This window comes from Kribbella ginsengisoli (assembly GCF_039537185.1).
GTDB classification, from domain to species: Bacteria; Actinomycetota; Actinomycetes; order Propionibacteriales; family Kribbellaceae; genus Kribbella; species Kribbella koreensis.
This window is the reverse complement of sequence record NZ_BAABAA010000018.1, coordinates 52,646-76,023: the sequence shown is the minus strand read 5'-3', so window position 1 is coordinate 76,023 and position 23,378 is coordinate 52,646. Positions and strand designations below refer to the sequence as shown.

Genomic DNA, 23,378 nt, shown 5'->3' with positions numbered 1-23,378 from the left:
CGTAGAAGCCATATAGGAACGCTAGATTCCCAATTGAACTATCATTTTGAGGCATGCGGGAAACCTCTTCGAGATTGCTGTCGTTGCTGGCTTTGATGCAGTCGCGGCCGGCCTGGCCCGGGTCGGAGCTGGCGGAGCGGTTGGGGGTCAGTACGCGGACCATCCGGAACGACATCGATCGGTTGCGCGAGCTCGGGTATCCGGTGGATGCGACGCGGGGCGCGGCCGGCTACTACCAGCTCGGCGTCGGGGCGAAGTTGCCGCCGTTGCTGCTGGACGACGAGGAAGCGGTCGCCGTCGCCGTCGGGTTGCGGACGGGCGCCGGGGTGGCGGGGATGGAGGAGAGCTCGGCGCGGGCGCTGGCGAAGCTCGAGCAGGTGTTGCCGCATCGGCTGCGGCGGCAGGTGAACGCGATCCACACGACGCTGTCGAAGGGGCCGGACAACACCGGGTCCAACGTGCCGGATCCGGAGGTCGATCCGGTGGTGGTGACGACGATCGCGGCGGCGGTTCGCGATGAGCACTACATGCGGTTCGACTACCTGGTACCGGAGAGCGCTCCTTCGCTGCCGATTCTGGTGGAGCCGTATCGGTTGGTGAGTTGGCAGCGGTACTGGTATTTGGTCGCGCGCGACGAGACCGGCGAGTGGCACACCTATCGCGTCGACTGGATGGACCTGCGGATGGCGACGGGACGGAAGTACAAGGCCCGCCCGATGCCAGAAGACGACTATATGGATTTCGTACTACGTGACGTCGCGTCCACCGGTTGGAAGGTACACGCCCGGATCACCGTCTTCGCCTCCGCCGCCGAGGTGCTGTCACGCATCCACGCCGCGGTCGGAATCGTCGAGCCGGTGGACGACAACACGTGCGTCCTGATCACCGGGGCGGAGAGCCTGGAAGTCGTTGCCGTGTACATCGGAATGCTGGGTCTGGACTTCCAGGTCACCGCTCCACAAGCCCTTGTAGAGCACCTCAAACTCATCGGAGAGCGCTATCTCCGCGCCATCGAGTAGTTAGAGGTCGCCGAGGCCGGCGTTGCGGGCTTGGATTATGGCGGTGGCTCGGTCGGCTACTGAGAGTTTGGTGAAGATGGTGGAGACGTTGTTGGCGACCGTTTTGGAGGCTAGGCCGAGGTGGGTGCCGATGGCGGAGTTGGAGAGGCCGGAGGCTAGGAGGTTGAGGATTTCTCGTTCTCGGGCGGTCAGGTCGGGGAAGGGGTCGGCGGCGGGGGCGGGCGGGGTGGAGAAGAAGGACAGGACTCGGCGGGCTACGCCGGGGCCGAAGATGGCTTCGCCGGCTGCTACTGCGCGGATGGCTCGGGCTATTTCTTCTTGTTCGGCGCCTTTGACCAGGTAGCCGCGGGCGCCGGCGCGCATGGCGGCGAAGACTGAGTCGTCGTCTTCGAACATGGTCAGGACTAGTACAGCTACGTCGGGGGCGGTGCGGGCCAGTTCGCGGGTTGCGGCGAAGCCGTCCAGATCGGGCATTTGCAGGTCTAGGACGGCTACGTCGGGGTGGGTTGTCACTACCTCGCGGATGGCTTCGCGGCCGGTGGCCGCTACGCCGACTACTTCAATGCCAGGTAGGGATGACAGGAGTGCCGCCAGGCCTGCCCGTACTACTGGGTGGTCATCTGCGAGTACCACGCGGACATCGGTCATGGCGTGGCCATGGGGAAGGTGGCGTGGACTCGGCCGCCGCTGGGGGAGGGGCCGGCTTCGAAGGCGCCGCCTAGTTCGGCTGCTCGTTCCCGCATGGCCTGGAGGCCTACGCCTGGGCGCCAGGCGCCGTTGGGTGGGCCGTCGTCGGTCACCAGGACTTCTAGGGCCGAGTCGCAGCGCAGGGTTAGTACTGCGGTTGTCGCGCGCGAGTGGCGTACCACGTTGGTCAGGGCTTCGGTGGCGATCCGGTACGCCGCTACCTCGAGCGCTGCCGGCAATGGGGGCAGGCCGTCGGCCGATACCTGTACTGAGACGGATGCGCCGTCTGCGCGCCAGGACAGGGCGTCTGCTCGTTGTCGCAAGGCTCCTACCAATCCGAGTTCGTCCAGTGCGGGTGGGCGAAGGTCGTCGACCAGGCGGCGTACGTCGGCGATCGCGGCTCGCGTATCCGTCCGCAACGTACTCAATAGCTCCGATGCGCGCTCTGAGTCGGTGGAGACGAGGTTGGCGGCTGCATCTGCGGTGAAGGCCACCCCGGTCAGGGTTGGGCCGAGTCCGTCATGCAGGTCTCGTCTGAGCCGTCGGCGTTCCTCCTCGCGGGCTGCCACTAGTCGCTCGCGTGAGGTCTGCAGCTCTGTGGACAGGCGGGTCGCGTGGACGGCGACTGCGAGCGGTACGGCGACCAGGGTCAGCACGTTGCGATCGGTCTGGGACAGGCCGGATTCGCCTGACCGGAGGCCGACCAGGAGCGAGCCGACCGTAGTACCGCCGTAGGAGAGGTCCACCGGTACTACGGTTCCCGCGACTCCGGCGGAGGCGAGTAGCGAGCCGTTGGCCGAGACTGCGACGTACGGGAGCCTTAACGCGGAGCGGACGGCTTCGACGACGCCGGGCATGCCGCCGGCTACACCGGAGGACAACTCCTCGCCTACAAGCGATGCGACGCGGGCGGGGTCGCGGCGGTCGCCGTACATGGCACGGTCGACCAGGCGTTGCAGGCGGGGGAGGACAGGGGCGATCAGGAGGGCGATGAGGACCGTGACGACCGCTGAGCGGCCGAAGCGGGTGGAGACGAAGGAGTCGGTGATGGCGACCAGGGCGGCATAGGCGCCGACGGCGAGTACGGAGAGCAGGGCCCAGGTGAGGGCGCGGGAGACGACTAGGCGGATGTCTAGTAGCTGGTGGCGCACGATGGCGACTGCTACGGCGACCGGGATGAGGGGGATGGCTAGTAGGACGAAGACCGGCGTACCGGTGATGAGAGCCCAGGGGGCCATCACGAGGAGCATGACGACGGTTGCCAGCAGCAACCAGAGCAGTTGCCGGCGGCCGGTGTCGTCGGCGCGGCGGTAGCGGATGACGAGGCTGGCGATCGCCAGGGCGTACGCGATCAGGCCACGAATCTCGGTGGCTGTCCAGAGCGGTTGCAGGGCGTCGTACGAGGGCAGCTGGAGGTAGCTGTTGGGGCCGCCTTCGAAGAGGGCGCCGGGGCCGGTGCCCATCTCGACGGCGAAGAAGGGCGCGGTGACGACGATGCCGATAGCAACTGGACGCCAGCGGGGTGAGAGTAGGTGGCCGTTGGGGAACAGGAGCAGGGCCAGTGGGAGGAACAGGGCGATCGACCATGGCCAGGACCAGGAGATGATGGTCGCTACTACGCGCTGTACCTCGATGGGGGTCGCCCTGTCGTGCAGGAGCTGCGACAGGGGTGCGCCGACGGCCGTGGTCGCGTGACCGATGCCGTCGGCGATGAAGAGCCAGCCGATCGGGTTCGCCGGGCGGTGCCAGGCGATCACGGCACCACAGGTCGCGAAGGTGAGCCCCATCAGCCCGTTGGTCACCAGGAAGCTGTCCAGCGCGGTATCGAAGGACCAGCGGACCACTACCGCCAGCACCACCCCAGCCAGTACTTCGCTGACGCCCAAGCCGCCCAATACGGCCGCCAGCGCCCGCCGACGCTCGGGTGCGCGGGCATCGCCGGTCTGCGGCGCGGTAGGGGCAACAACTCCCGTCATGGGGATCAGTGTGCGCGTTGGGGTGTCCCGGTGTCTCGGGAATGGGGTCCTGGGGTGGTCGGGCGATCTCCTGCGGGGTGGTGACGCCGGGCCCGGGCGTCGGGAGTAGCTCCAGGCCGACTGTGGTGGGGAGCGGCCCACTGGGGTCGGCGTACAGGGGAGGTTGGAGATGTCTCGGATGTTTCGGACTGGGCTGGTACTGCTCGGGCTGCTGTCGGTAGGGGACCTCGCGGGGCCGTTGCTGACGGATGGGGAGCACCCGCCGATGTCGATCGCGTTGATCGGGTCTGCGTTGGGGCTGGTCAGCCTGGTGCTGGTGGTGTTCGCCTGGCGTGGGGCACGGCGGGCTGTGGTGCCGCTGATCGTTCTGCGGGTGCTGTCGGCGCTGAGCGCAGTACCGGCGTTCTTCGCCGGTGACGTCCCCGCGGCGGCAGTGGCTGCTGCAGGGATCATCGTTGTACTGACAGTGGCCGGTATCGCGCTCCTGCTGGTGCCCTCCAAGGAGCTGGCGGGCGTGCGATGACTACCACGGCAGCCCGTACTACGACGGCCGCGGACACCCGTGGCGTCAGCCGGTGGGCGGCGGCGATCGTACTGCCGCTGGGGCCGGCCGCGGTCGCAGTACTGCGGTTCGTACTGCCCTACTACACGACCGACGACACCAAGGCGATGGCAGCGAAGGTCATCGCGGAGCCGGGACGCGGGTCGGCGGTGCTGTGGTTCGGGTGCCTCGCCGTACTGACGCTGGTGCCGGCCGCGTACGCCGCGGGTCGGTTGACGCGGCGGCGGGCGCCCAGGCTGACTCTGGTGGCGCTGGCCCTGCTGATCCCCGGCTACCTGGCGCTTGGCTGGCTGGTCGGCGAGGACCAGCTGCTCTGGTCGGGCGCGCATGCCGGTCTGGATGCCGGCACGATCACCCGGATCGCGGAGGCAGCGCATCCGACGAGCGCGATCGCCGGGGTGTTCTTCGTACTCGGGCACGTGCTCGGCACCATCCTGCTCGGTGTCGCGCTGTGGCGGTCGCAGGTGGTGGCGCGGTGGGCGGCGGTCGCGGTGATCGTGTCGCAGCCGATCCACTTCGTTGCCGCGGTCATCATTCCGAACCACCCGCTCGACCTGGTCGGCTGGGGGTTGCAGGCAGTCGGGTTCGCCGCGGTGGGGTGGGCGATTCTCCAACTGCGCAACGACGAATGGGACCTTCCTGCTTTGCCCTGAAGGGCAAACGGACTGGACTCGTCCAGCGCTAGGCTTGATCATCCACTACAGGGGGAGTGAGATGAGCGAGCAGGAGCTGGACGAGTCCCGCGTCGGATTCAAGTTGCGGGACGCCGATCGCGAGGACGGTGGGCTGCTGGCGATGGTTCTCGACCTGATGGCCGCCAAGCCGTCGGTACGGACCTTGAAGGCTTGGGCGCTCGACGCGTTGGCGCCGGCGGTCGGCGAGGCGGCGCTGGACGTCGGGTCGGGGACTGGTGAGGACCTTGCCGAGCTTCTGGACCGGGTCGGGCCGAGCGGCCGGGCGGTGGGGGTGGAGCCGAATCGTGGTCTTCGTACGGTCGCGCGGGAACGGCATCCTTCGCTCGAGCTCGTCGACGGTATTGCCTCGGCGCTGCCCTTCGATGGTGCGTCGTTCGACGTGGTTCGGTGCGAACGCGTTCTGCAGCATGTCGATGACGCGCCGGCCGCGGCTGGGGAGATGGCGCGCGTACTACGCCCTGGCGGGCGGATCTGCCTGATCGACACGGACTGGGCGACGGCGATCGTGCATCCCGCCGATCCTGAGGTGCTCGGCCGGATGATCGATTTCTTCCACGCCGAGTCCGCCAACCCGTACTCCGGTCGCACGCTCCGCGGGCTGCTCGCCGATGCGGGGCTGACGGTCGCCGGTGAGACAGCTGCGACGTGGATCGAGCCGCAGAGCGGCGCGAAACAAGGGTTTCTGTCGATGATGGGGAAGACGTCGGCGGCCGCTGGGGTGATCACCGCTGCGGAGGCGGAGGCGTTTCATCGCGGGCTCGAGGAGGCGGCGGATCGGGGCGCTTTCCACATGTCCCTCACGATGTACGCCGTCGCGGCCACGAAGTCGGCCTAGCCCACCCTCCAGCGCTCGTTGGGACTGGGGAGGGTTGTACTCCTGATATGGGACGTTTCCCTCCCCAGTTGCCTTGTACTGAAGGGTTTCTGGCACCCCGGATCGTCACGCCATCAATCGAGTCAGTGCTGGGCGGGCGCTCCGCCGGCTGAGGGCTCCAGATCGGCCGATTGGTGGCGTGGGAGTCCGGGCCCTAGACCCAGATTGCGGCCGGCCAGCCGTCGGTGAAGGTTTGGGGTGGGTTGGGGAGGGAGATGGCGTTGCCCTCGGCTACTCGGAGGGCGGACCAGGCGGCGGCGCCTGCGTCCAGTACGTCGTCTACGCCTACTGCGTGGCCGGCCAGGCCGAGGTCGCCGGATAGTTGGATGCCGGCGTCAGCGAGGAGGGCGCGGCGGCGTTCGGCGCCGGACCAGGTGGATTTGCGGACAGTCAGCGGGGCGCCTGCTAGGTAAGCGAAACTAACCTCGGGGTGGACCTCGACGACTCGGGTGGTGGCTCGGCGGATCCATTCGTCGACCTCGAACAGTTTGGCTCGCAGGCCGTACGCCTGGATCGACAAGCCTTGGCCGGTGAGTTCGCGGTTGACCAGGACCGCTTCGCCGTGGGTCGGGGCTTGGAGGGCGGCTCGGACCGGTGTGGTGAAGACGGAAGAGGAGAGCCGGCCGATCGCGGCCCGCGCGAGCAGATCCGCTTGGCGCGGTGCGGTGTCGGGCAGCCCGATCGGCATGTCGATGGCGATGACAGCAATCGGCTCCGGCGGCTGGCGGCCAGCGGCGGTGGCGAGCGGTTGAGTGGCGTTGGGTGCAGGTGGCTGGGGTTGCTCGGCCTGTTTGACGAGTTCTGCGATGGTGGGGGCGACCAGGGCGGTGGTCTGGCCGTCGGTACGTAGTACGCCGACCCAGCCGGCTTTGCAGGCATCGACGCCTAGTACGCGGGTCACGGGGCCTACACCCCTTGTTGCTTAAGGAAGGCGACGGAGCGGGCCATCGAGGTCGGCCAGGCGGCGGCGAAGGCGTGTTCCTCGCCGGGGTAGGTGTAGAGGGTGGCTTGCTTGCCGGCTTTCTTCAGTGCTGTAAGGGTTTGCTGGGCCCAGACCGGTGGGCAGGTGGAGTCGGCGAGGCCTTGCTGGAGCAGGAGCGGCTCCGTGATGCGGTTGAAGAAGTTGACGGCTGACAGGTTGCGCCAGAAGGTCGGGTTCTTCGCGGGGTCACCATGCGCGCGGATGATCGCAGCAGCGGTTGCGGCCTCCGGGCGGGTCCAGCGGTCGAAGTTCTCGACGGCGTTGGAGCTGACTGCGGCGTAGACGACGGCTGCCTTGACCAGGCCGGGTTGGGCGACCAGCACGTTGTACGTGATGCCGCCGCCCATCGACCGGCCGAACAACGCAACGCGCTGCGGGTCGACGTACGGGGAAGCCTTCAGAGCGAGTACTGCGTTGATGACGTCCTCGGTGTAGCCGATGCGGAGGTTGACCTCGGACTGCGGGTCCTTGGACGACTGCGCGTGGTTGCGGTAGTCGGTGTGCAGTACGACGTACCCGCGGCGGGCCAGGTAGTCCTGCTCGCGCATGAGCCCGCGGCCGTTGGTGTAGACGGCGGGGTCGATGTAGCCGTGGTTGAGGACCAGTGCGGGGTGGCGGCCGGGAGCAGTCGGCACGTTGAGGATGCCGGAGATCCTGAGCTTGCCGCTCGCGTACGTGACGAAGTACCGGGTGTAGGCGTCTGTGCGGGTGATGACCCGGCCGAGGCGGAGGTCCCGGCCGTCGTACTTCTTGGCCATCAGTGCCTGGAGCGAGACGGGGTCCGGGGCAGTGGACGGTGTACTACTCGTCGGCACGCTTGAGCTGGGCTTGCTCGGTCCGGACGTCGGTGTGCTCGGTGTGGAGTTGGTGGGCGGCGTCGGGTCCGCATTAGTCGTCGACGAGCACCCAACCGCCGCAACCAGCCCCAGAGCGACGACCCCCAGCCACGGCAGCTTCATGTTCCCCATAGTGCAGCCCTCCCCAAGGTGCTCGACGTAGTGCGCTCGCAGGTTGTAGGCTCATGCAATAAATGCACAAGCATGGAGTTGATGATGGCGGAGAGTTTTCTGTTCCTGCTGGGGAGTACTCGGCCGGGTGGGAACACCGAGGCGCTGGCGCGACTGGCCGCGGGTGGGCTGACGCCTGAGGTCGAGCAGAACTGGGTGCGGCTGGCGGAGCTGCCGCTGGCGCCGTTCCAGGATCTGCGGCACGAGGGCACCGGGGTCTATCCGGAGCCGACCGGGACCGAGCGTGAGTTGCTAGACGCGACTCTGGCGGCGACGGATCTGGTGATCGCGAGTCCGCTGTACTGGTACACGGTCTCCACCAGCGTGAAGCTCTACCTCGACTACTGGACTGCGTGGCTGCGGGTGCCGGGGGTGGACTTCCGCGAGCGGATGCGGGGGAAGACGCTGTGGGCGGTCACGGCGCACACCTCGGATGACCCGAGGCAGGTCGAGCCGTTGCTGGGCACACTTCGCCTGAGCGCCGGCTACCTCGGCATGCGCTGGGGCGGCGAACTTCTCGCCTACGGCAACCGCCCGGACGAGGCCGTCGCAGCCGATGGAGTGCACACCGCGGCTCAGGAACTCTTCGCCAGGAGAGCGCTCACCGCCAGCTGAGCACGCGGTACGCCGTCGGCGCTAGTCCGGAGAGCGGTGTCAGGTGAGGTCGTGGCGGAGGAGGACTGTGCGGTTGTCGAAGGTGCGGGTGTCGGTGAGTTGGAGGTTCAGGCGCTCGGCGACCGGGTGGTAGACGGGTTTGCCGCCGCCTAGGACGACCGGGTGGACGATTACGTGGTACTCGTCCAGCAGTCCACGTTCGGTCAACGCCGCCGCGACGCTCGCGCTGCCGGTCAGCAGGATGTCCTTGCCGGGCAGGTCCTTGATCGCGCGCAGCTGCTCGACGTCGTGGATCACCTCGGCGTCGTAGGGAGCGCTCTCCAGGGTCCTCGACAGGACGAGCTTCGGCGTCTTCGCCCAGACCGGAGCGAACTCGATCGCATGCTGCTCGTCCGGGGTGATCGACAGGGCGTGCGGCCAGTACGACGCCATCATTTCCCAGACCGTGCGGCCGTACAGGAAGGTGTCGGCGCGGTGCGCGAGGCTCATCGAGTAGGCGCCCAGCTCCGGTCCGAGTACCGGCCAGTCGAACTCGCCGTTCGGGCCCTCGATGAAGCCGTCGAGCGACTGGTGGACGTAGTACATGATCTTGCGCATGATCCGCTCCCCGGGGACTTGGCCTGCTGACGGCCTTTGGTCGGAGCCGGCCCGCGGCCTTTGACATCGGCGGACGAAGGAAATCAGCGCGAAGGTTCGGCGGGGGTTGACTAAGAGTGACGTGAGGGGGAGCGTCGGGGGGAACGGGGTTGTCAGGGGAGGTCCGGCAGCCGTCCGTGGACCAGCTGCTCTCTGGGGTGGAACTTTCTCGCGCTGCGTTCGCAGGTGGCTCGCCGGTCTGGTCGGCGTTGCGGTGACGCGCGCCGGCCGAAACGTGGGAAAGCCCGCCGGACTGTGGAGGAGTCATGGGCGAGTACACGATCGAAGACTTGAAGGAGCGCACCAGGGGACCCGTCATCACCGACGCGGACGAGGGGTACGACGAGGCGCGCAAGGTCCACAACTGGATGATCGACAAACACCCGCGGGTGATCGTCCGGTGCGAGAACGCGGGTGACGTGATGGCGGCCGTCGGCTTTGCAGCGGCCAATGAGTTGGACCTGGCGGTCCGCGGCGGCTCACACAGCGTGCCTGGCTTCGGTACCGTCGATGACGGCGTAGTGGCCGACCTGAGTCCCATGCGCAACGTCCGGGTCGACCCGGTCACCCGTACTGCGCGCGCCGGCGGCGGCGCGACCTGGGGTGACTTCAACGCGGCGACCCACGCCTTCGGGCTGGCCACCACGGGCGGCATCATCTCGACCACCGGCGTCGGAGGGCTGACGCTGGGTGGCGGGATCGGGTACCTGACGCGCGGTCTCGGGCTGTCCTGCGACAACCTGATCTCCGCGGACGTGGTCACTGCGGACGGCCGGTTCCTGACGGCCAGTGAGAAGGAGCATGAGGACCTCTTCTGGGCGCTGCGAGGTGGTGGAGGCAACTTCGGCGTCGTGACCGCGCTGGAGTTCCGGCTGGCGCAGGTGGACACCATCTACGGCGGTCCGATGCTGTTCGAGATGTCCGACGGAGCAGCAGTGCTCGCAGGGTTCAGGGACCTCATCAAGGACGCTCCGGAGCAACTGGGCGGCTTCCCCGCGTTCCAGTTGGCGCCACCGCTGCCCTTTATCCCGGAGGACCGCCACGGTGACGCGTTCACGCTCATAGTGGCTTGCTGGGCAGGCGATCCGGCTCAGGGGGAGCAGGAGGTCAACAAGTTCCGCCAGTTCGCCCCTGTCGTGGCGGAGCACGTTGGACCGATGCCATACCCAGCGCTGAACAGTGCGTTCGATGCGCTGGTACCGCCGGGTCTGCAGCACTACTGGAAGGCCAACTTCGTCACTGAGCTCACAGACGACGCTATCCAGGCTCACCTGCAGCATGCGCCCGGTCTACCGGCAGTGAACTCCACTGTGCACATCTACCCGATCGATGGCGCCTGCCACCGGGTACCGGCGGATGCGACGGCCTTTGCCTACAGGGAGGCCAACTTCGCGACAGTGATCGCGGGCATGTGGCCAGACCCGACGCAGAACGACGCAGGTGTCGAGTGGGTGCGCAACTACTACGACGCTGTCTCGCCGCACTCTGAGTCCGGCGGCTACATCAACTTCATGGCCGATGACGACCAGGCCCGGATCGCTGACAACTACAAGGGCAACTACGACCGGCTGGTGGAGGTGAAGCGCAAGTACGACCCGAACAACCTGTTCCACCTCAACCAGAACATCGCTCCCTAGCCTGTACTACGTTGCGCGGCGCCCTGGTCGGTTGAGATGGGTGCCGCGCTGCGCCAGCACATGGCGTGGGCATGGCCGATCTGGGTGAAGGCCGCGCCGGGGAAGACGGGTGAGTAGACCTCCTCGAACTGCTGGCGACTCAAGTACCGATCACCGCGTACCAGGTCGCGGGCTAGCCGGCGGAGCTCGCCGCCGAGCAGCCACCCGCCTGGGTTGGCTGCTCGCGGGGAGACGACGTCTATCAGCACTGCCTGCCCGCTGGGGGTCAGCAGGCTCTTGATGTGGGCCAGTGCTGCAGGTAGGTCGCGCACGTGGTGCATAGCGGCCGAGCTGACGATGAAGTCGTAGCTGCCTTCGATGTCGAGGACACCGGACAGGTCCACGGCATCGACCTGCTCGAAGTGAGCAGCCAGCAGCACCGCGAGCCTGCCGGCGCCGCGGCCCAGGTCGAGCGCCCGGCCGGCCCGCTGGTCGGACGGGTCGGCCGGGAGAACAGATGGAAGCCATTCGCCGACTGCGCCGTCGTCGAGCTCACCCAGCCGGTCGTACTCGGCAGCCAGTCGATCGAACGACTGCGCCTCTTCCCACGACATCATCTGCTGCCTCCGCCCTGACACGTCTATTGGACGACGTGAGCAGGGCAGAGGGTTCTACTTTTGCATCAACCTGCAAGCGGGTCAGATGGTCAGCAGGCGCTCGAAGAAGGCGCGGTAGCGCTGGAGGGCGGAGCGCAGGGCCTCGGTGTCGGGCTCGCCGTTCGACCACTGGCCTTCGAGTGTGCGGTGCTGCTCGTCGAAGGTCTTGGAGAGCCGGTCGAGGACGTCGCCGACCAGCTTGTCGGCATCCGTCACCGCTGTCCGCGGGTCGTCGACGAAGCCTTGCTGGATGACATCCCAGCGGGCCTTGAAGTCCACGCCTTCCGTGGTCGGGACCAAGGGCTCGTCGGCGGCAACACCGTCGGCGGTGGGTGTGGCGTGGGCGGCGACGTTCCTGGTGGTCGGCGTCGCGTCTGCATCCGTGGGGTAGGCGGCCTCGTCAGCGGCACGAGTGGTGTCCACGGGCGCTTGGTCGTCGCCGATCTGGTCTACGGAGTAGTCCGGGCGCTCGGCGTTCGTAGTACCGGAGTCGTAGTCGTCCGGCCGGTCTGCTGCCGTGCTGCGGGGGTCTACGTCGACGGGCGGGGCGGTGTCCGTAGTACGGGCGCCGGCGCTCGGGTACGGAGTGGCTGCGGGGTCCAGGGGATCGTTGGTCATGAGTGCTGCTCCTTGGTATTGGTGTGGCCGTTCAGGTCGGCGGGGTTCTCGAGCAGAACGACTACTAGGCGGCGGTAGGCGGTTACTGCCTGGCGCAGGTCTTCCGTGTCGACCGGACCCTGGGTCTGGGCGACAGCGACGCTGTGGGCCTGGCGGTAGTTCTGCGCGACCTCCGGGTGGTCCACGGAGATGTCATCCGCACGCTGGTCGAAGTCGTCGACCGGGTAGCCGGCCTCGCGCATCATGCGCAGTACCAGCCGGTCTGCTTGCGCTACAGCGTCCCCAGGCGCGTCAACGAAGCCCTGCTGGAGTCCACTCCACTCTGCGCGGTACTGCTCGGCGGACTCGCCGCTGAGCGGGTGCACGTCGAGCTTGGCCCGCCGCTGCTCCCGGCCCCGCAGATCGCGCAGCGCCTCCTTGCGGTCGCCCGACTGCTCAAGCGTGCGTTCGTACTCCGGACCGAAGCGTTCTTGGAGCTGCTCGGTGCGTCGTCGCTGGTACGTGTACAGGGCCGCCGCAGCGACGAGTACGACCAGGACGATCACGATGATGGTGATGACGGTTCCCATCGGTTCTCAGTCCCTTCTGAGTCAGCCACTTCGGTGCCCGATCCCTGGACGACGAAACGCCCGGACCCCCGAGCGGGGTCCGGGCGTCCGGCGGTACGTCAGGCTTTCGGCGCCAGCTTGTGGACGACGATGCCGGACTTGAAGGTGGTCGTACCGAGCAGTTCGAGGTGGTTGATGCCGATTTTCGACTCCGCGAAGAGCTGCTCGCCGTCGGCCAGTACCGGGAAGATCCAGAAGTGGTATTCGTCGACGAGCTTGTGCTCCAGCAGCGTCTGGGAGAACGAGCCGGTGCCGAACTTGAGCAGGTCGCCGCCGTCCTCCTCCTTCAGCTTGCGCACTGCCTCCGCGGCATCCCCCTCCAGCAGCTTCGCGTTCCACTTGGTCTCGGTCAGCGTGCGGGAGGCGACGTACTTCGGCATCGCGTTGAAGTTGTCCGTGTACGGGTCGCCACTGCGCTGCGACCAGGCCTCGGCGAAGCTCTCGTAGGTGGCCCGGCCGAGCAGCAGCGCCTCGGTGTTCTCCATCAGCTTCAGGGAGTAGCCGGAGTGCTCGTCGTCCCAGTACGGCGGGCTCCAGTGCTGCGGGTTGTCGATGGAACCGTTCAGGGTCACGAAGGTGGACTCGATCAGCTTCCTCATGGTCTTGCCTTTCTTTGCTGTTGCTTGGTTTCAGGGTTGGTAGGGCTGCCGGATGCGGGCGGCCCGGAGTGCGTGTGCCCACCAGACGAGCTGGTCGAGTGTGTTCTTGGCGGTGGCGTCATAGCCGGAGCCGGGGCGGGGCCAGCTGCCGTCTGCGGCGAACTGTTCCCAGTAGCAGGGCAGGGTGATGGTGTTGCGGATCGCTACCGCCTGCAGCTCGGTGAAGACCTGCCGCAGTTGCGCAGCGGCGTACAGGCCTCCGGTCTCGCGGCCGTACGCCACGATGGCCACCGGCTTGGCGTGCCACTCCTCGTAGTACCAGTCGAGTGCGGTCTTCAGCGGTGCCGGGAAGCTGCTGTTGTACTCCGGCGTCACCACTGCGAACGCATCCGCAGCAGCGAGCCGGGGAGCCAGTACTGCGACCGTGGCGGGCGTGGGCTCGTCGGTGTCGGGCAGTGTCTGGGGGAGGTTCGCAGTGGCCAGGTCTACGACGTCTACGTCGAGGTCGGCGCGCTTGGCCGCTTGCTGGGCGAACCAGCCGGCCACTGTCGGGCCGAACCGCCCGCGGCGGGTGCTGCCGATGATCACCGCGAGTCGTAGGTTCATCCCTGCTCACCTCCTCCGTGCTGTCCGTTGCTGTTGAGGAAGACTCTGCCCGAGAGGGTTTACGGTTTCTTTCCGGTCTTTATCGGTGCTCCCGGAAACCGCCGGAAAGCTAGAGTGCCGCTCATGCGTTTCGGGGTGCTCGGACCGGTGACGGCCTGGACGGACAGTGGTGAGCCGGTGACCGTCCCGGGGCTGAAGGTGCGTGCACTGCTGGCTGACCTGCTCGTGCACGAGGGGCGACCGGTACCGGCGGACAGGTTGATCGACGACCTCTGGGGCGAGGACCTGCCCGGCAACCCCGCAGGGACGCTCTCGGCGAAGGTGTCCCAACTCCGGCGCGCGTTCGACGACGCTGAGCCGGGGAGCCGAGCACTGGTCGTCTCCGGACCGGCTGGCTACTCACTGAAGGTCGACAGCGGCTCGTACGACTCACTGGGCTTCGCGGCGCATCTGGAACACGGGCGACTCGAGGAGGCGCTGGCGCTGTGGCGGGGACCGGCGTACGCGGACTTTGCGGACGAGGCGTTCGTGGAGACCGCTGTGGCTCGGCTGAGCGAGCAGCGGCTCACTGCTACCGAGGACTACTTCGAAGCGCGGCTGGTGCGTGGTGATCACAACGCGCTCATCGGTGAGGTGGCGGATGTCCTGTCGGAGCACCCACTGCGGGAGCGGCTCCGGGCGGTTCATCTGAAGGCCCTGTATCGGGCTGGGCGGCAGAGTGAGGCGCTGGAGAGCTACGAGCAGCTGCGGACGCTACTGGCTGACGAGCTTGGCCTAGACCCGACTCCTGAGCTCGCAGAGTTACACCAGTCGATCCTGACCCAGGAGCTGCCCCAGGCCCGGCGGCGCAGCAACCTGCCGGCGGCCATGACCTCATTGGTCGGCCGGGGTGAGGCGATCACCGACATCAGGAGCCGCCTGTACTCCGATCGGCTTGTCACGCTGACCGGGCCTGGGGGAGTGGGCAAGACCCGGCTGGCGCTGGCCGCGGCCGATGGGCTCGCTTTCCCTGATGGGGTTGTGCTCGTGGAGTTGGCGGCCGTCGCTGCCGATGCACTGGACGTTGGTGGGTCGTTGGCGGATGCAGTACAGGCTGCTCTGGATCTGCGGGACTCGGCTGGGGCCGGGGGATTGGTTGCGGCGCTGGAGTCGTTGGAGCTGCTCTTGGTCCTGGACAACTGTGAGCATGTGGTGGAGGCGGCTGCGGGGCTAGTTGACGATTTGCTGGCTGCTGCGCCGGGGTTGAAGGTGCTGGCGACCAGTCGGGAGCCGCTGGGGCTCAGGGGCGAGGCTGTGTGGAGTGTGCCTCCTTTGGAGGTGCCTGCGCTGAGTGCTGGGTTGCCGGACCTGCAGGAGTCGTCTGCTGTGCAGTTGTTCGTGGCCAGGGCTGCTGCGGCGGATCGTGGGTTCTCCTTGGACGAGGAGTCGGCTGCTGCGGTCTCCGTGCTCTGCCGACGGCTCGACGGGATCCCGTTGGCGTTGGAGCTGGCCGCTACGCGGGTGCGGGCGCTTGGAGTGCAGGGGCTGGTGGCTCGGTTGGATGACCGGTTCCGGTTGCTTGCCACTGGGCATCGGGGTGCCGCGCCTCGGCAGCAGACGTTGATGGCGATGATCGACTGGAGTTGGGACCTGCTGTCCGAGCCGGAGCAAACGGTCCTTCGGCGGCTCGCAGTACAGACGGACGGGTGTACTGCGGATGCGGCCGAGCAGGTGTGCAGTGAGGACGGCGTCGACGTACTGGACGTACTGATGCGGTTGGTCGACCGGTCGTTGGTTGTGTCGGTGCATGGGGCGGACGGGCCGCGATACCGGCTGCTGGAGTCGGTGGCGGCGTACTGCGTCGACAAGCTGCATGCGGCTGGTGAGCTGGAGGTGGTTCGGCAGCGGCATCGGTTGTACTACACGGAGTTCGCTGAGACAGCTCGTGGGTTCTTGACTGGGCCATCGCAGAGTAAGTGGCTGCGGCGGCTTGATGACGAGGCCGGCAACCTGCGGAGCGCCTTCGACGGCGCTGTGGGCGCTGGGGAGTTGTTGGTGGCTGAGCGGCTGGCTGATGCGCTTGCTTGGTACTGGTTCCTGCGGGGGCGGTTCGCTGAGGCGCGGCGGTCGCTGGAGGCTCTGCCGTCGTCTGCCAAGGCGACTGCTTGGCTTGCTGGGTTCATGTATGCCCAGGGTGATGTTGGTGCGGCTGCTGTGCGGGAGCGGGTTCGCGACGCCGATCCGCGGGCGGAGTGGTGGATCGCCTTTACTGCAAGCGATTCCGGTGACCTTGCTGCCTGTCTAGCGATGCTGGAGCATGCGCTGGGCGCCTTTGAGGCTGCGGGGGACCAGTGGGGCATTGCGGCCGTGTTGGTGGCCCGTGCGAAGCATGCGCATGTGCGGGCCGACCTTCGTGCGTTGGAGAGAGATGCGGTCGAGAGTGCTCGGCTGTTCCGGCTAGTGGGTGACCAGTGGGGGTTGCTGCAGGCCACTGGGTGGCTGGGGGCTCTGGCGGAGTTGAACGGCGACTTCGAGCTCGCTGCGCGGCTGCACTCGGAGGGGCTCGAGATGGCTGAGTCGCTCGATCTCTGGCCGGAGGTGGCTGGGGAGTTGGGCTGGCTCGGGTGGACTGCGGTGCGGCAGGGGTCGTACGCCGAGGCGACGGCCTATGGCGAGCGGGCGTTGCGGTTGGCGACCGAGCAGGGGCACCGGTCGACGCAGGTTCTGGCGGAGCTCGTGCTGGCATTCTCGGCCCGGCGGTCGGGTGACTTGGAGGTTGCCGAGCGGCGGTTGCAGGCGATGCTCGATGCGGTGCGCAAGCAGGATGAGCCGGTGCTGTACCTGTCGATACTGCTGGTGGAGCTCGGGTATGCGCTGGAGCTGCGGGGTGCGTTGGAGCGTGCTCGGGAGTTGCATGCGGAGGCGTTCCGGATCTCGCTGGAGCACGAGTCTCGGCGGGGGATGTGCTGGAGCCTGGAGGGTCTTGCGGCGTGTGTCGACGACAAGGCGTTGGCTGCGCGGTTGCTGGGGGTTGCGGCCGCAGTACGGGCTGCGGAGGGCTATGTGGGTACTGCGGCTGAGCAGGCTGATGTCGACCGTGCTGCTGACGCTGCTCGGAGTGTGCTTGGTGCGGAGGGGTTCGATACGGAGTACCGGGCAGGTAGCCAGTTGGAGCTGGAAGTGGCGTTCTCAGAGGTAGAGGTCGCCGGCTAGGTACTTGAGGCCGGTGTCGGCGGCTACTGTCACGACGGTCTGGTCCGGGGACAGCTCGGATGCCAGCTGGATCGCACCGAGGACGTTGAGTGCGGATGAGGTACCGGCGAAGACTCCCTCTTGCCTGGACAGCGACTTGACCAGTTCGCGGGCCTCGGCCTCCTCTACTGCTCTTGCCTCGTCGTAGGCGCCTTCGGCGAGCAGGGGTGGGATGGTGCCGGTCGCAGTGCCCTCCACGCGGTGTGCACCGCCGAAGCCCTTGGTGAGCATGGGAGAGCTGGCCGGCTCCAGGGCGACGATGCGGTTGAGGTGTGGGCGGAGGGTCCGTCCTACGCCGACCATCATGCCGCCGGTGCCTACGGCGGCGCAGAAGGTGTGCAGCTCGGTACCGGCCGTCTGGTCGAGGATCTCCTGCCCGAGGATCGCGTAGCCGTCCAGGGCGTCCTCGTTGTTGAACTGGTCCGTCCAGAAGGCGTTGTCGCTTGCAACGATCCGGTCGACCTCGTGGCGCATCCGGACGAACAGGTCGGGTGTGATCCGGCCCTGGTCACTAGAGACGACTACTAGATCCGCACCGAACGCCTGCATGGTCCGGAGCTTCTCGGGCGAGAAGGCGTCCGAGGAGACGACCGACAGCGGGTAGCCCTTCACCGCACAGATGAAGGCGAGCGAAGAGCCGGTACTACCGCCGGTGAACTCCACTACGCGCTGACCGGGCTGCAGCCGACCGCTGCGCTCGGCGCCCTCGATCATCGCCAGGGCCATCCGGTCCTTGTAGCTGCCGGTCGGGTTGCCGCCCTCCAGCTTTACCAGCACCTGTGCCGAGCCAGCCGGCACTATCCGCTGCAGCCGGACGACTGGGGTGTTGCCGATCGCCTGGAGCGCACTGGTGAGGATCATGCTTCCAGTGTCGCGGGTTAGTGTCCGAGGACGGCAGGTGCTTCGGCAATGACGCGATTGAGTGTCTTGGCGAACCGGTCGCGCTCGGCGGTGGGCAGGTCGGCCAGTAGCTTGTCCAGCCGCTCGGTGAGCTCGTCGTTGAAGCGGTGCAGGGCTTTGGAGCCTTCTGGGGTCAGGGTGACCTTGACGGCACGGCGGTCGTGGGGGTCGCTCTCCCGGGCGACCAGGCCGCGTTGCTGGGCGCGGTCGACCAGCCCGGTCAGGCTGGACCGCTCAAGGCAGAGCAGGCCGGACAGTTCGGCCATCCCGATCGAACGGTCCGCCAGCGAACACAGCATCTGCGCCTGCGCTGCGGTGAGATCACAGTCGCGGCCGATTTCGGCGTACAGGTTCTGCACCAGGAACGTCAGCCTGACCAGGCCGTTGGCGGCGCCCTGCGTCTGTTTCACGGCGGCTCCACTTGTGATTGTTCGTGGCACGAAGTAATTTGTTCGTCGAGTCAATATTACGTGGCACGAACTACTTAGGGTAGAGGTGGACGATGGACTACGGGCACGAGCTGGTCTTCGGCACGTTCCTGACGCCGGACGTCGAGAACGCCGAGCGGGTGATCGCGCTGGCGCAGCTGACCGAGCAGCTCGGGCTCGACCTGGTGACAGTCCAGGACCATCCGTACCAGCCGCGGTTGCTCGATGCGTGGACGCTGCTGTCGGTCATCGCGGCCCATACGCAGTCCGTGTCGGTGTCGACGAACGTGGCCAACCTGCCGTTGCGCCACCCGGTCGTGCTGGCTCGTAGCGTCGCCACGCTCGACCGGATCACTGGTGGGCGGGTGGAGCTCGGGTTGGGGGCCGGTGGGTTCCTGGAGGCGGTCGCGGCCAACGCTGGGCCTCGGCTGACGGCGGGGGAGAGCGTTGAGGCGCTGGAGGAGGCCATTGCGATCATTCGCGAGGTCTGGGCCGGCGGTACTGGTGGGATTCGGCTTGCTGGGAAGCACTACACGGTTGCTGGGGCCAAGAGAGGTCCTGAGCCGTCGCATGAGGTTTCCATCTGGTTGGGCGCCTACAAGCCTCGGATGCTGGCGGTCACTGGACGGCTTGCTGATGGGTGGTTGCCGTCTAGCGCCTATGTACCGCCCGCGGAGCTCCCTGCTCTCAACAAGCTGATCGACGAGGCGGCTGTGGCCGCTGGCCGCGAGCCGTCGGCAGTACGCCGCCTCTACAACATCTCAGGCAACTTCAACGGCCACGGCGGCTTCCTGCAGGGCGGCGAGGAGCTCTGGATCGACCAGCTCACCGAGCTGACCCTCACCGAGGGCATGAGCACCTACATCCTCGCCTCAGACAACCCAGAAGACATCCGCCGCTTCGCCGACCTGGCCCCCGCCGTCCGAGAAGCAGTAGCGGCGGCCCGCGCTACCGCTGCAGCGACCACCGCCGGGTCCAGCGCTGGCTCCACCGCCACCTCGGGTGACTCGGCGACCGGCGCCACCTCCGCCAGCGCCTCGGCCGCCTCCACTGCGCCCTCCTTTCCTTCACCCGCGCCCGCCCGCGGGAACTTCAGCGTGGTGCCGACGCTGCCGCCCTCCGCGAAGCGGAGCGGAGTACAGGTGCTGGATGAATCGGAGCGGCCGACTGGACCTGCTCTGGACCCCACGCGGACGTACACACCGCAGCAACTGGCGTCGGGGGAGCACTTGGTCCAGGTACACGATCACCTGCGAGCCGAGCTGGAGCAGATCCGGGATCTGGTGGAACAGGTGGCCGCCGGCTCACTGGGTGTCGGCGCAGCGCGCGACCACATCAACACCATGACCATGCGCCAGAACAACTGGACACTAGGCGTCTACTGCGAGACCTACTGCCGCCTGGTCACCACGCACCACTCGATCGAGGACGCGGCGCTCTTCCCCCGCCTCCGCCGAGCAGACCCGGCTCTGACGCCAGTGGTCGACCGCCTCCAGGCAGAGCACCTGATCATCCACGACGTCCTCGAAGGCGTCGACAAGGCACTAGTAGCCCTGGTAGACGGCTCCGGCACCATAGACACCCTCCGTGCCGCCGTAGACCTCCTCGACGACACCCTCCTCTCGCACCTCTCCTACGAGGAACGAGAGCTAGTCGAGCCGCTGGCCCGACTAGGCGTCATGTAGGAGCTACTACTTCGCCTCGCCCAGCAGCGAGGCGAGGATGTCGAGCAGGCGGAGCGTGGGCGCCTCGGCGAGTACGCGCGCGGCAGAGGTCGGCGGCTCGGCGATGAGGCGGACCTGGAGCAGCTTGAAGTCGCGGACGTTGGCCGGGTTGACCAGGTCGCGATGCACGGCGGCCAGGAAGTCCGGGCCGGCCGACGCCTCGCTGTAGGTCATCCGGATGAAGCTGTCGCTGACGGGAAACAGGTACGGCCGCTTGAGGTGCAGCAGCTTCGCCTTCTTGGCGTGCCCGAAACCACGGTGACCGCTGAACTTCTCGTCCAGCTCTGTCGCGGCCTCGAAGAGCGGAGTACCGGGGGCAGCATCCTCGAGACGCGCGTCGACCGGTACGGCGGCGAACTCCTTGTCCGCGTCGACCTCGAGCAGCCAGACGATGTCCAGCGGGCGCAGGTCGGATCCGATCAGCATCGTCCGCGCCAGGTCCTCGAGCGTGACCCGGTCAGGGTCCGACCCACCGACGTTCGTCATCCCGGGAAGACCGTCGTAGTACTTGAGCACCGCGCCGTTCGTCTCGGCGTACAGCCGCAGCTGCGCGATTGCCTCGTCCACGACGATCTTCCGACTACCGATGTTCATGGCCACACCCTCACACTCTTCGTGGCAGATCCGCCAGCCGGATTGGGCATTCCGATCGGCGAATCCGAACTACACGGATGCGGTGAATCGTAGGGGACGCCCACCCCCACCTGCACACAGGGTGACATCCCCAGTTATCCACACCCCGTAACCACCCACCCCACAGCGCTGCGCGATCCCCATAAACTCTCAGTCACCGACCATCACCGACTGGAGGCGAGCATGTCCCGGACCCGTCGCCTCCTCCTGCTGCTCCTGACTCTGCTGCTCCTGAATCCGCTCTGCACCATGCAGGCCTCCGCCGCGAACCCAGAGGAAGGCACCTGCGTCCACGTGGACGTGAGCGTGACCGCGAGCGGCGAGCTGCTGACCAAGGGTCCACAGATCGCGAACGACGGCGGCTTCGGCCACGCCGGCACCGGCCAGACCTTCACCTTCCAAGCCCGTACGTTCTCGCCGTCGCTGAACATCTGCGTCATCAAGCTGACGGACCTCCGCAGATGGCAGGTGAGCGTCTGGCCGTGCACCAACTACCCGAAGCCGAGGCTCGCGCGCACGCAGTCCCTCACCTGGACCGTCACAGTGCCGCTCGACTGCGAGCTGCCGTCGTCGCCCGGCCTCCTCAGCGCCACGCTCACGAACGGCAAAGGCTCCGCGGGCGGCTACGTCAACATCTACGCCGGCTCGCCCGGCTTCACCCTGCCCGACAAACAAGCCAGGGCACTGTTCGGGCCGTTCGCGATGCAGTCGGACCCGGTCAACTCCCTGACCGGCGCGCTGGCTGCGGTGGAGTCCGATGCGGCGCTCCCTGGTCCTGGCGCCCCGCTGACGGCTACCCGGACGTACAACTCCAACGATGCGGCAACGGGTCCACTCGGCCCGGGATGGCGTCCCCGCTCGTGCCGCCATCCGCTCGCTCGTACACGTACGACCCCGATGGCAATCTGCATCAGACGGAACCACGAAGTACGAGTGGAACGCCGCAGGCAAGCCGACGTCCTCCACAACAGTCAACGCCACGACCACCTACGTCCACACCGGCGACGGCCGTCGTGCTACCTCCACCACCGGTTCCCAGACGACTGGCTATCTGTGGGATCCGCTCTCTCCGCAGATCCTCCAAAGCACGACTGGCAAGACGTCCCAGCGCTATAGCTACGGCGCCGGCCTCATCGCCCAAAGCGCAGGGCCCAAAACCACCGAACTCGTGTCCGGCCGCTCAGGTTCGCTCGTCGCTACCAGCGGTGGCTCGCTGACCCACTACGACTACGAGCCCTACGGCGCCCCGCGCGACCCGAAAGCCGCGAAGCCGGACGCGCCGACGTACGCCGGCGCCCTCGAGTTGCCCAACGGCAACTACTTGATGGGCCAACGCGAGTACAACCCAACCACCGCCACCTTCATCTCCCCGGACCAGGGCGGCAGCCCCCAGCCCTACGCGTACGCCGCCGGCAACCCCATCTCCAACAACGACCTCCAGGGCCTCGACGAGATCGAAGGCACCCTCACCAACATCTCCACCATCTCCGGCTGGACCTCCACAGCAGCCCTGGCCGGCGCCGTAACCTGCACCTTCGTCCGCTCCTGCGCCCCCGCCATCCCCATCTTCATGCAGGTCTCAGCCGCCACCGGCATGCTCTCCGCCGGCACCGCCGGCATCCTCGACTCCAAAGCCTGCGTAGTAAAAGGCAACTGCTCTGCCCTAGCCGCCGACATAGCCATAGGCGCAGTCGCGAGCCGCTTCCCGGCGCTGGGACGTGCGCAGGCCGCAACTCGCAGGCCCGCCAAAACGGTGATCGGATTTGCGGAGGGCGAAGGAGCTACGGCCCTGACGGCTCGTCGCCTGCAACACGGATCAGTGCATTTGACCGAGTCCGGCATTCTCCCCGCCTGGTCCGGTAAGAAGAGCCCGGAGCTGATCAGGCGTGCGCTCGTGCCAATCTTGGAGCATCCGACCGCCACGTTCGACCACCAACTGGGCGCAACGCCCGTCAAGGGTTTCCTTGGCGAAATCGAAGGGAAACAGGTGGCTGTCTTCGTATTCAAGTCAGGCAAGTATCAAGGCGAACTGGCATCGGCATTTGTTCCAACGGAGAACCAGTTGACGTTCTGGAGCCTTCGATGACGCCGCCACTCGCTCGTGATTCGCTGACTGTTTTCGTCGGTGGTGAGGAGATGCCGGGGTTTATCGTCTACGGACTGTTTCCACGTGGATCGCACCGGCCGCAGTTTCCGTCTGATGCTTGGATTCTCGCGGACGAGGTCCGAGATTTCACTCTCATCGGCGAGGCGTGGGAGGTCCCGCGATGGGATGTGCCGATTGCTGTCTGGCGGACCGGTGCCGAGTTCGTCGCTGCCGTACGGACGACGTTCGAAGCGCTGATTGCTGCCGGTAGCCGGGTTGCGTGGATCGGAGCCGAGGGCGTGCCGTTCTGCGATGCGCCGCAGTTGTTCGACGTCAACTGCATGTCGGGAGGCGTCTTGGCTTGGATGACAGACGACGGCGCTTTCGGCTGCCCTCTGGAGCCTGACTTGCCGCTGATTCCTGTCGATGACGAGTGTCTGCAGATGCTCAGGCGGCACTCGGTAGGTCTCGCCGACGTGGAGTAGGCACAGACGGTACCCGAGTTCACGCGCGATGCCTGCCGGAGGCGAGCGTCTGATAAGGCGGGGGCGTTAGCGGTTGAGCGTCCGGTTTACGCGGGCAGATCGGAGTACTGGACTGGAGGGGTGGCAATGACTCCG

General features: G+C 67.0%; 24 protein-coding genes. 11 read left to right on the top strand and 13 right to left on the bottom strand.

The features are described from left to right. The first annotated feature begins 53 nt into the window (after window positions 1-53). Window positions 54-1,019, top strand: a complete 966-nt coding sequence (locus ABD768_RS38515) for a helix-turn-helix transcriptional regulator (protein WP_344849204.1) — start codon at window positions 54-56, stop codon at window positions 1,017-1,019. On the opposite strand, the gene ABD768_RS38510 is transcribed toward ABD768_RS38515, so the two are convergent. Next, a complete protein-coding gene (locus ABD768_RS38510) occupies window positions 1,020-1,667 on the bottom strand; it encodes a response regulator (RefSeq protein WP_344849202.1) in 648 nt (215 codons plus the stop codon). It abuts the gene before it with no gap. Further along, window positions 1,664-3,682, bottom strand: a complete 2,019-nt coding sequence (locus tag ABD768_RS38505; RefSeq protein WP_344849200.1) for a sensor histidine kinase — start codon at window positions 3,680-3,682, stop codon at window positions 1,664-1,666. The genes ABD768_RS38510 and ABD768_RS38505 overlap by 4 nt, the downstream gene beginning before the upstream one ends. A gap of 169 nt (window positions 3,683-3,851) precedes the next feature. On the opposite strand from ABD768_RS38505, the gene ABD768_RS38500 reads away from it, so the two are divergent. From ABD768_RS38500 to ABD768_RS38490, 3 genes are all read left to right on the top strand, one after another. Then, the gene (locus ABD768_RS38500) at window positions 3,852-4,205 is read left to right on the top strand and encodes a hypothetical protein (RefSeq protein ID WP_343966443.1); all 354 of its coding nucleotides are present in this window, start codon (window positions 3,852-3,854) and stop codon (window positions 4,203-4,205) included. Then, window positions 4,202-4,897 carry a hypothetical protein gene (locus ABD768_RS38495; protein ID WP_344849198.1) on the top strand — a complete coding sequence of 232 codons (696 nt, stop codon included), beginning with the start codon at window positions 4,202-4,204 and terminating at the stop codon, window positions 4,895-4,897. Before ABD768_RS38500 ends, ABD768_RS38495 begins: the two co-directional genes overlap by 4 nt. A 61-nt stretch (window positions 4,898-4,958) precedes the next feature. Next, window positions 4,959-5,774, top strand: coding sequence for a methyltransferase domain-containing protein (locus ABD768_RS38490; RefSeq protein ID WP_344849196.1), 816 nt, complete (start codon window positions 4,959-4,961; stop codon window positions 5,772-5,774). A gap of 193 nt (window positions 5,775-5,967) precedes the next feature. Here ABD768_RS38490 and ABD768_RS38485 read toward each other — a convergent pair whose 3' ends face one another. Both ABD768_RS38485 and ABD768_RS38480 read right to left on the bottom strand, forming a co-directional pair. Next, window positions 5,968-6,714, bottom strand: a complete 747-nt coding sequence (locus tag ABD768_RS38485) for a DUF429 domain-containing protein (RefSeq protein WP_344849194.1) — start codon at window positions 6,712-6,714, stop codon at window positions 5,968-5,970. A 5-nt stretch (window positions 6,715-6,719) separates the two neighbouring features. After that, a complete protein-coding gene (locus ABD768_RS38480; RefSeq protein ID WP_344849192.1) occupies window positions 6,720-7,754 on the bottom strand; it encodes an alpha/beta hydrolase family protein in 1,035 nt (344 codons plus the stop codon). 93 nt (window positions 7,755-7,847) lie between these two features. Between ABD768_RS38480 and ABD768_RS38475 the strand changes: the two genes are divergently transcribed. Then, entirely contained in the window at window positions 7,848-8,417 is a 570-nt protein-coding gene (locus ABD768_RS38475) for a flavodoxin family protein (protein WP_344849190.1), read from the top strand. A 39-nt stretch (window positions 8,418-8,456) separates the two neighbouring features. Here the strand turns inward: ABD768_RS38475 and ABD768_RS38470 are convergent, their stop codons facing one another. Continuing rightward, a complete protein-coding gene (locus ABD768_RS38470; RefSeq protein ID WP_344849188.1) occupies window positions 8,457-9,014 on the bottom strand; it encodes a dihydrofolate reductase family protein in 558 nt (185 codons plus the stop codon). A gap of 305 nt (window positions 9,015-9,319) precedes the next feature. Between ABD768_RS38470 and ABD768_RS38465 the strand changes: the two genes are divergently transcribed. Beyond that, on the top strand, window positions 9,320-10,690 hold the full coding sequence (locus tag ABD768_RS38465; protein WP_344849186.1) for an FAD-binding oxidoreductase: 1,371 nt from the start codon (window positions 9,320-9,322) through the stop codon (window positions 10,688-10,690). Here ABD768_RS38465 and ABD768_RS38460 read toward each other — a convergent pair. The 5 genes from ABD768_RS38460 to ABD768_RS38440 form a co-directional block, all read right to left on the bottom strand. Further along, on the bottom strand, window positions 10,687-11,286 hold the full coding sequence (locus tag ABD768_RS38460) for a class I SAM-dependent methyltransferase (protein ID WP_344849184.1): 600 nt from the start codon (window positions 11,284-11,286) through the stop codon (window positions 10,687-10,689). The genes ABD768_RS38465 and ABD768_RS38460 overlap by 4 nt on opposite strands. An 81-nt stretch (window positions 11,287-11,367) precedes the next feature. Next, the gene (locus ABD768_RS38455) at window positions 11,368-11,943 is read right to left on the bottom strand and encodes a hypothetical protein (protein ID WP_344849182.1); all 576 of its coding nucleotides are present in this window, start codon (window positions 11,941-11,943) and stop codon (window positions 11,368-11,370) included. Beyond that, window positions 11,940-12,512: a hypothetical protein gene (locus ABD768_RS38450; protein ID WP_343966425.1), complete on the bottom strand. Its 573-nt coding sequence runs from the start codon at window positions 12,510-12,512 to the stop codon at window positions 11,940-11,942. Before ABD768_RS38450 ends, ABD768_RS38455 begins: the two co-directional genes overlap by 4 nt. 98 nt (window positions 12,513-12,610) lie before the next feature. Further along, complete coding sequence (locus ABD768_RS38445; protein WP_344849178.1) at window positions 12,611-13,150, bottom strand: dihydrofolate reductase family protein; 540 nt, start codon at window positions 13,148-13,150, stop codon at window positions 12,611-12,613. 30 nt (window positions 13,151-13,180) lie between these two features. Beyond that, on the bottom strand, window positions 13,181-13,756 hold the full coding sequence (locus ABD768_RS38440; RefSeq protein WP_343966421.1) for an NADPH-dependent FMN reductase: 576 nt from the start codon (window positions 13,754-13,756) through the stop codon (window positions 13,181-13,183). A gap of 123 nt (window positions 13,757-13,879) precedes the next feature. On the opposite strand from ABD768_RS38440, the gene ABD768_RS38435 reads away from it, so the two are divergent. Then, on the top strand, window positions 13,880-16,948 hold the full coding sequence (locus ABD768_RS38435) for an AfsR/SARP family transcriptional regulator (protein WP_344849176.1): 3,069 nt from the start codon (window positions 13,880-13,882) through the stop codon (window positions 16,946-16,948). Here the strand turns inward: ABD768_RS38435 and ABD768_RS38430 are convergent. After that, window positions 16,925-17,848, bottom strand: a complete 924-nt coding sequence (locus ABD768_RS38430) for a PLP-dependent cysteine synthase family protein (RefSeq protein WP_344849174.1) — start codon at window positions 17,846-17,848, stop codon at window positions 16,925-16,927. The genes ABD768_RS38435 and ABD768_RS38430 overlap by 24 nt on opposite strands. Before the next feature lie 17 nt (window positions 17,849-17,865). After that, window positions 17,866-18,297 carry a MarR family winged helix-turn-helix transcriptional regulator gene (locus tag ABD768_RS38425; protein WP_344849172.1) on the bottom strand — a complete coding sequence of 144 codons (432 nt, stop codon included), beginning with the start codon at window positions 18,295-18,297 and terminating at the stop codon, window positions 17,866-17,868. A 92-nt stretch (window positions 18,298-18,389) separates the two neighbouring features. On the opposite strand from ABD768_RS38425, the gene ABD768_RS38420 reads away from it, so the two are divergent. Next, entirely contained in the window at window positions 18,390-20,000 is a 1,611-nt protein-coding gene (locus tag ABD768_RS38420; protein ID WP_344849170.1) for an LLM class flavin-dependent oxidoreductase, read from the top strand. Between the two features lie 6 nt (window positions 20,001-20,006). Here ABD768_RS38420 and ABD768_RS38415 read toward each other — a convergent pair whose 3' ends face one another. After that, complete coding sequence (locus ABD768_RS38415; RefSeq protein ID WP_343966410.1) at window positions 20,007-20,633, bottom strand: DUF6308 family protein; 627 nt, start codon at window positions 20,631-20,633, stop codon at window positions 20,007-20,009. A gap of 222 nt (window positions 20,634-20,855) precedes the next feature. On the opposite strand from ABD768_RS38415, the gene ABD768_RS38410 reads away from it, so the two are divergent. From ABD768_RS38410 to ABD768_RS38400, 3 genes are read left to right on the top strand one after another with little or no spacing between them, the layout of a single operon-like run. Next, window positions 20,856-21,788, top strand: a complete 933-nt coding sequence (locus ABD768_RS38410) for a DUF6531 domain-containing protein (RefSeq protein WP_344849167.1) — start codon at window positions 20,856-20,858, stop codon at window positions 21,786-21,788. A gap of 52 nt (window positions 21,789-21,840) precedes the next feature. Further along, a complete protein-coding gene (locus ABD768_RS38405) occupies window positions 21,841-22,758 on the top strand; it encodes an RHS repeat-associated core domain-containing protein (RefSeq protein ID WP_344849166.1) in 918 nt (305 codons plus the stop codon). Next, window positions 22,755-23,243: a hypothetical protein gene (locus ABD768_RS38400; protein ID WP_344849164.1), complete on the top strand. Its 489-nt coding sequence runs from the start codon at window positions 22,755-22,757 to the stop codon at window positions 23,241-23,243. The genes ABD768_RS38405 and ABD768_RS38400 overlap by 4 nt, the downstream gene beginning before the upstream one ends. Window positions 23,244-23,378: the final 135 nt, after the last annotated feature.

Bases quoted from the DNA above. Each gene is read 5' to 3' on its own strand.
- ABD768_RS38400 (WP_344849164.1), top strand. From the start codon at position 22,755: ATGACGCCGCCACTCGCTCGTGATTCGCTGACTGTTTTCGTCGGTGGT.
- ABD768_RS38490 (WP_344849196.1), top strand. From the start codon at position 4,959: ATGAGCGAGCAGGAGCTGGACGAGTCCCGCGTCGGATTCAAGTTGCGG.
- ABD768_RS38415 (WP_343966410.1), bottom strand. From the start codon at position 20,633: ATGAACATCGGTAGTCGGAAGATCGTCGTGGACGAGGCAATCGCGCAG.
- ABD768_RS38480 (WP_344849192.1), bottom strand. From the start codon at position 7,754: ATGAAGCTGCCGTGGCTGGGGGTCGTCGCTCTGGGGCTGGTTGCGGCG.
- ABD768_RS38510 (WP_344849202.1), bottom strand. From the start codon at position 1,667: ATGACCGATGTCCGCGTGGTACTCGCAGATGACCACCCAGTAGTACGG.
- ABD768_RS38445 (WP_344849178.1), bottom strand. From the start codon at position 13,150: ATGAGGAAGCTGATCGAGTCCACCTTCGTGACCCTGAACGGTTCCATC.
- ABD768_RS38435 (WP_344849176.1), top strand. From the start codon at position 13,880: ATGCGTTTCGGGGTGCTCGGACCGGTGACGGCCTGGACGGACAGTGGT.
- ABD768_RS38465 (WP_344849186.1), top strand. From the start codon at position 9,320: ATGGGCGAGTACACGATCGAAGACTTGAAGGAGCGCACCAGGGGACCC.
- ABD768_RS38455 (WP_344849182.1), bottom strand. From the start codon at position 11,943: ATGACCAACGATCCCCTGGACCCCGCAGCCACTCCGTACCCGAGCGCC.
- ABD768_RS38515 (WP_344849204.1), top strand. From the start codon at position 54: ATGCGGGAAACCTCTTCGAGATTGCTGTCGTTGCTGGCTTTGATGCAG.
- ABD768_RS38430 (WP_344849174.1), bottom strand. From the start codon at position 17,848: ATGATCCTCACCAGTGCGCTCCAGGCGATCGGCAACACCCCAGTCGTC.
- ABD768_RS38440 (WP_343966421.1), bottom strand. From the start codon at position 13,756: ATGAACCTACGACTCGCGGTGATCATCGGCAGCACCCGCCGCGGGCGG.
- ABD768_RS38470 (WP_344849188.1), bottom strand. From the start codon at position 9,014: ATGCGCAAGATCATGTACTACGTCCACCAGTCGCTCGACGGCTTCATC.
- ABD768_RS38495 (WP_344849198.1), top strand. From the start codon at position 4,202: ATGACTACCACGGCAGCCCGTACTACGACGGCCGCGGACACCCGTGGC.
- ABD768_RS38420 (WP_344849170.1), top strand. From the start codon at position 18,390: ATGGACTACGGGCACGAGCTGGTCTTCGGCACGTTCCTGACGCCGGAC.
- ABD768_RS38460 (WP_344849184.1), bottom strand. From the start codon at position 11,286: ATGATGTCGTGGGAAGAGGCGCAGTCGTTCGATCGACTGGCTGCCGAG.
- ABD768_RS38450 (WP_343966425.1), bottom strand. From the start codon at position 12,512: ATGGGAACCGTCATCACCATCATCGTGATCGTCCTGGTCGTACTCGTC.
- ABD768_RS38410 (WP_344849167.1), top strand. From the start codon at position 20,856: ATGTCCCGGACCCGTCGCCTCCTCCTGCTGCTCCTGACTCTGCTGCTC.
- ABD768_RS38505 (WP_344849200.1), bottom strand. From the start codon at position 3,682: ATGACGGGAGTTGTTGCCCCTACCGCGCCGCAGACCGGCGATGCCCGC.
- ABD768_RS38475 (WP_344849190.1), top strand. From the start codon at position 7,848: ATGGCGGAGAGTTTTCTGTTCCTGCTGGGGAGTACTCGGCCGGGTGGG.
- ABD768_RS38500 (WP_343966443.1), top strand. From the start codon at position 3,852: ATGTCTCGGATGTTTCGGACTGGGCTGGTACTGCTCGGGCTGCTGTCG.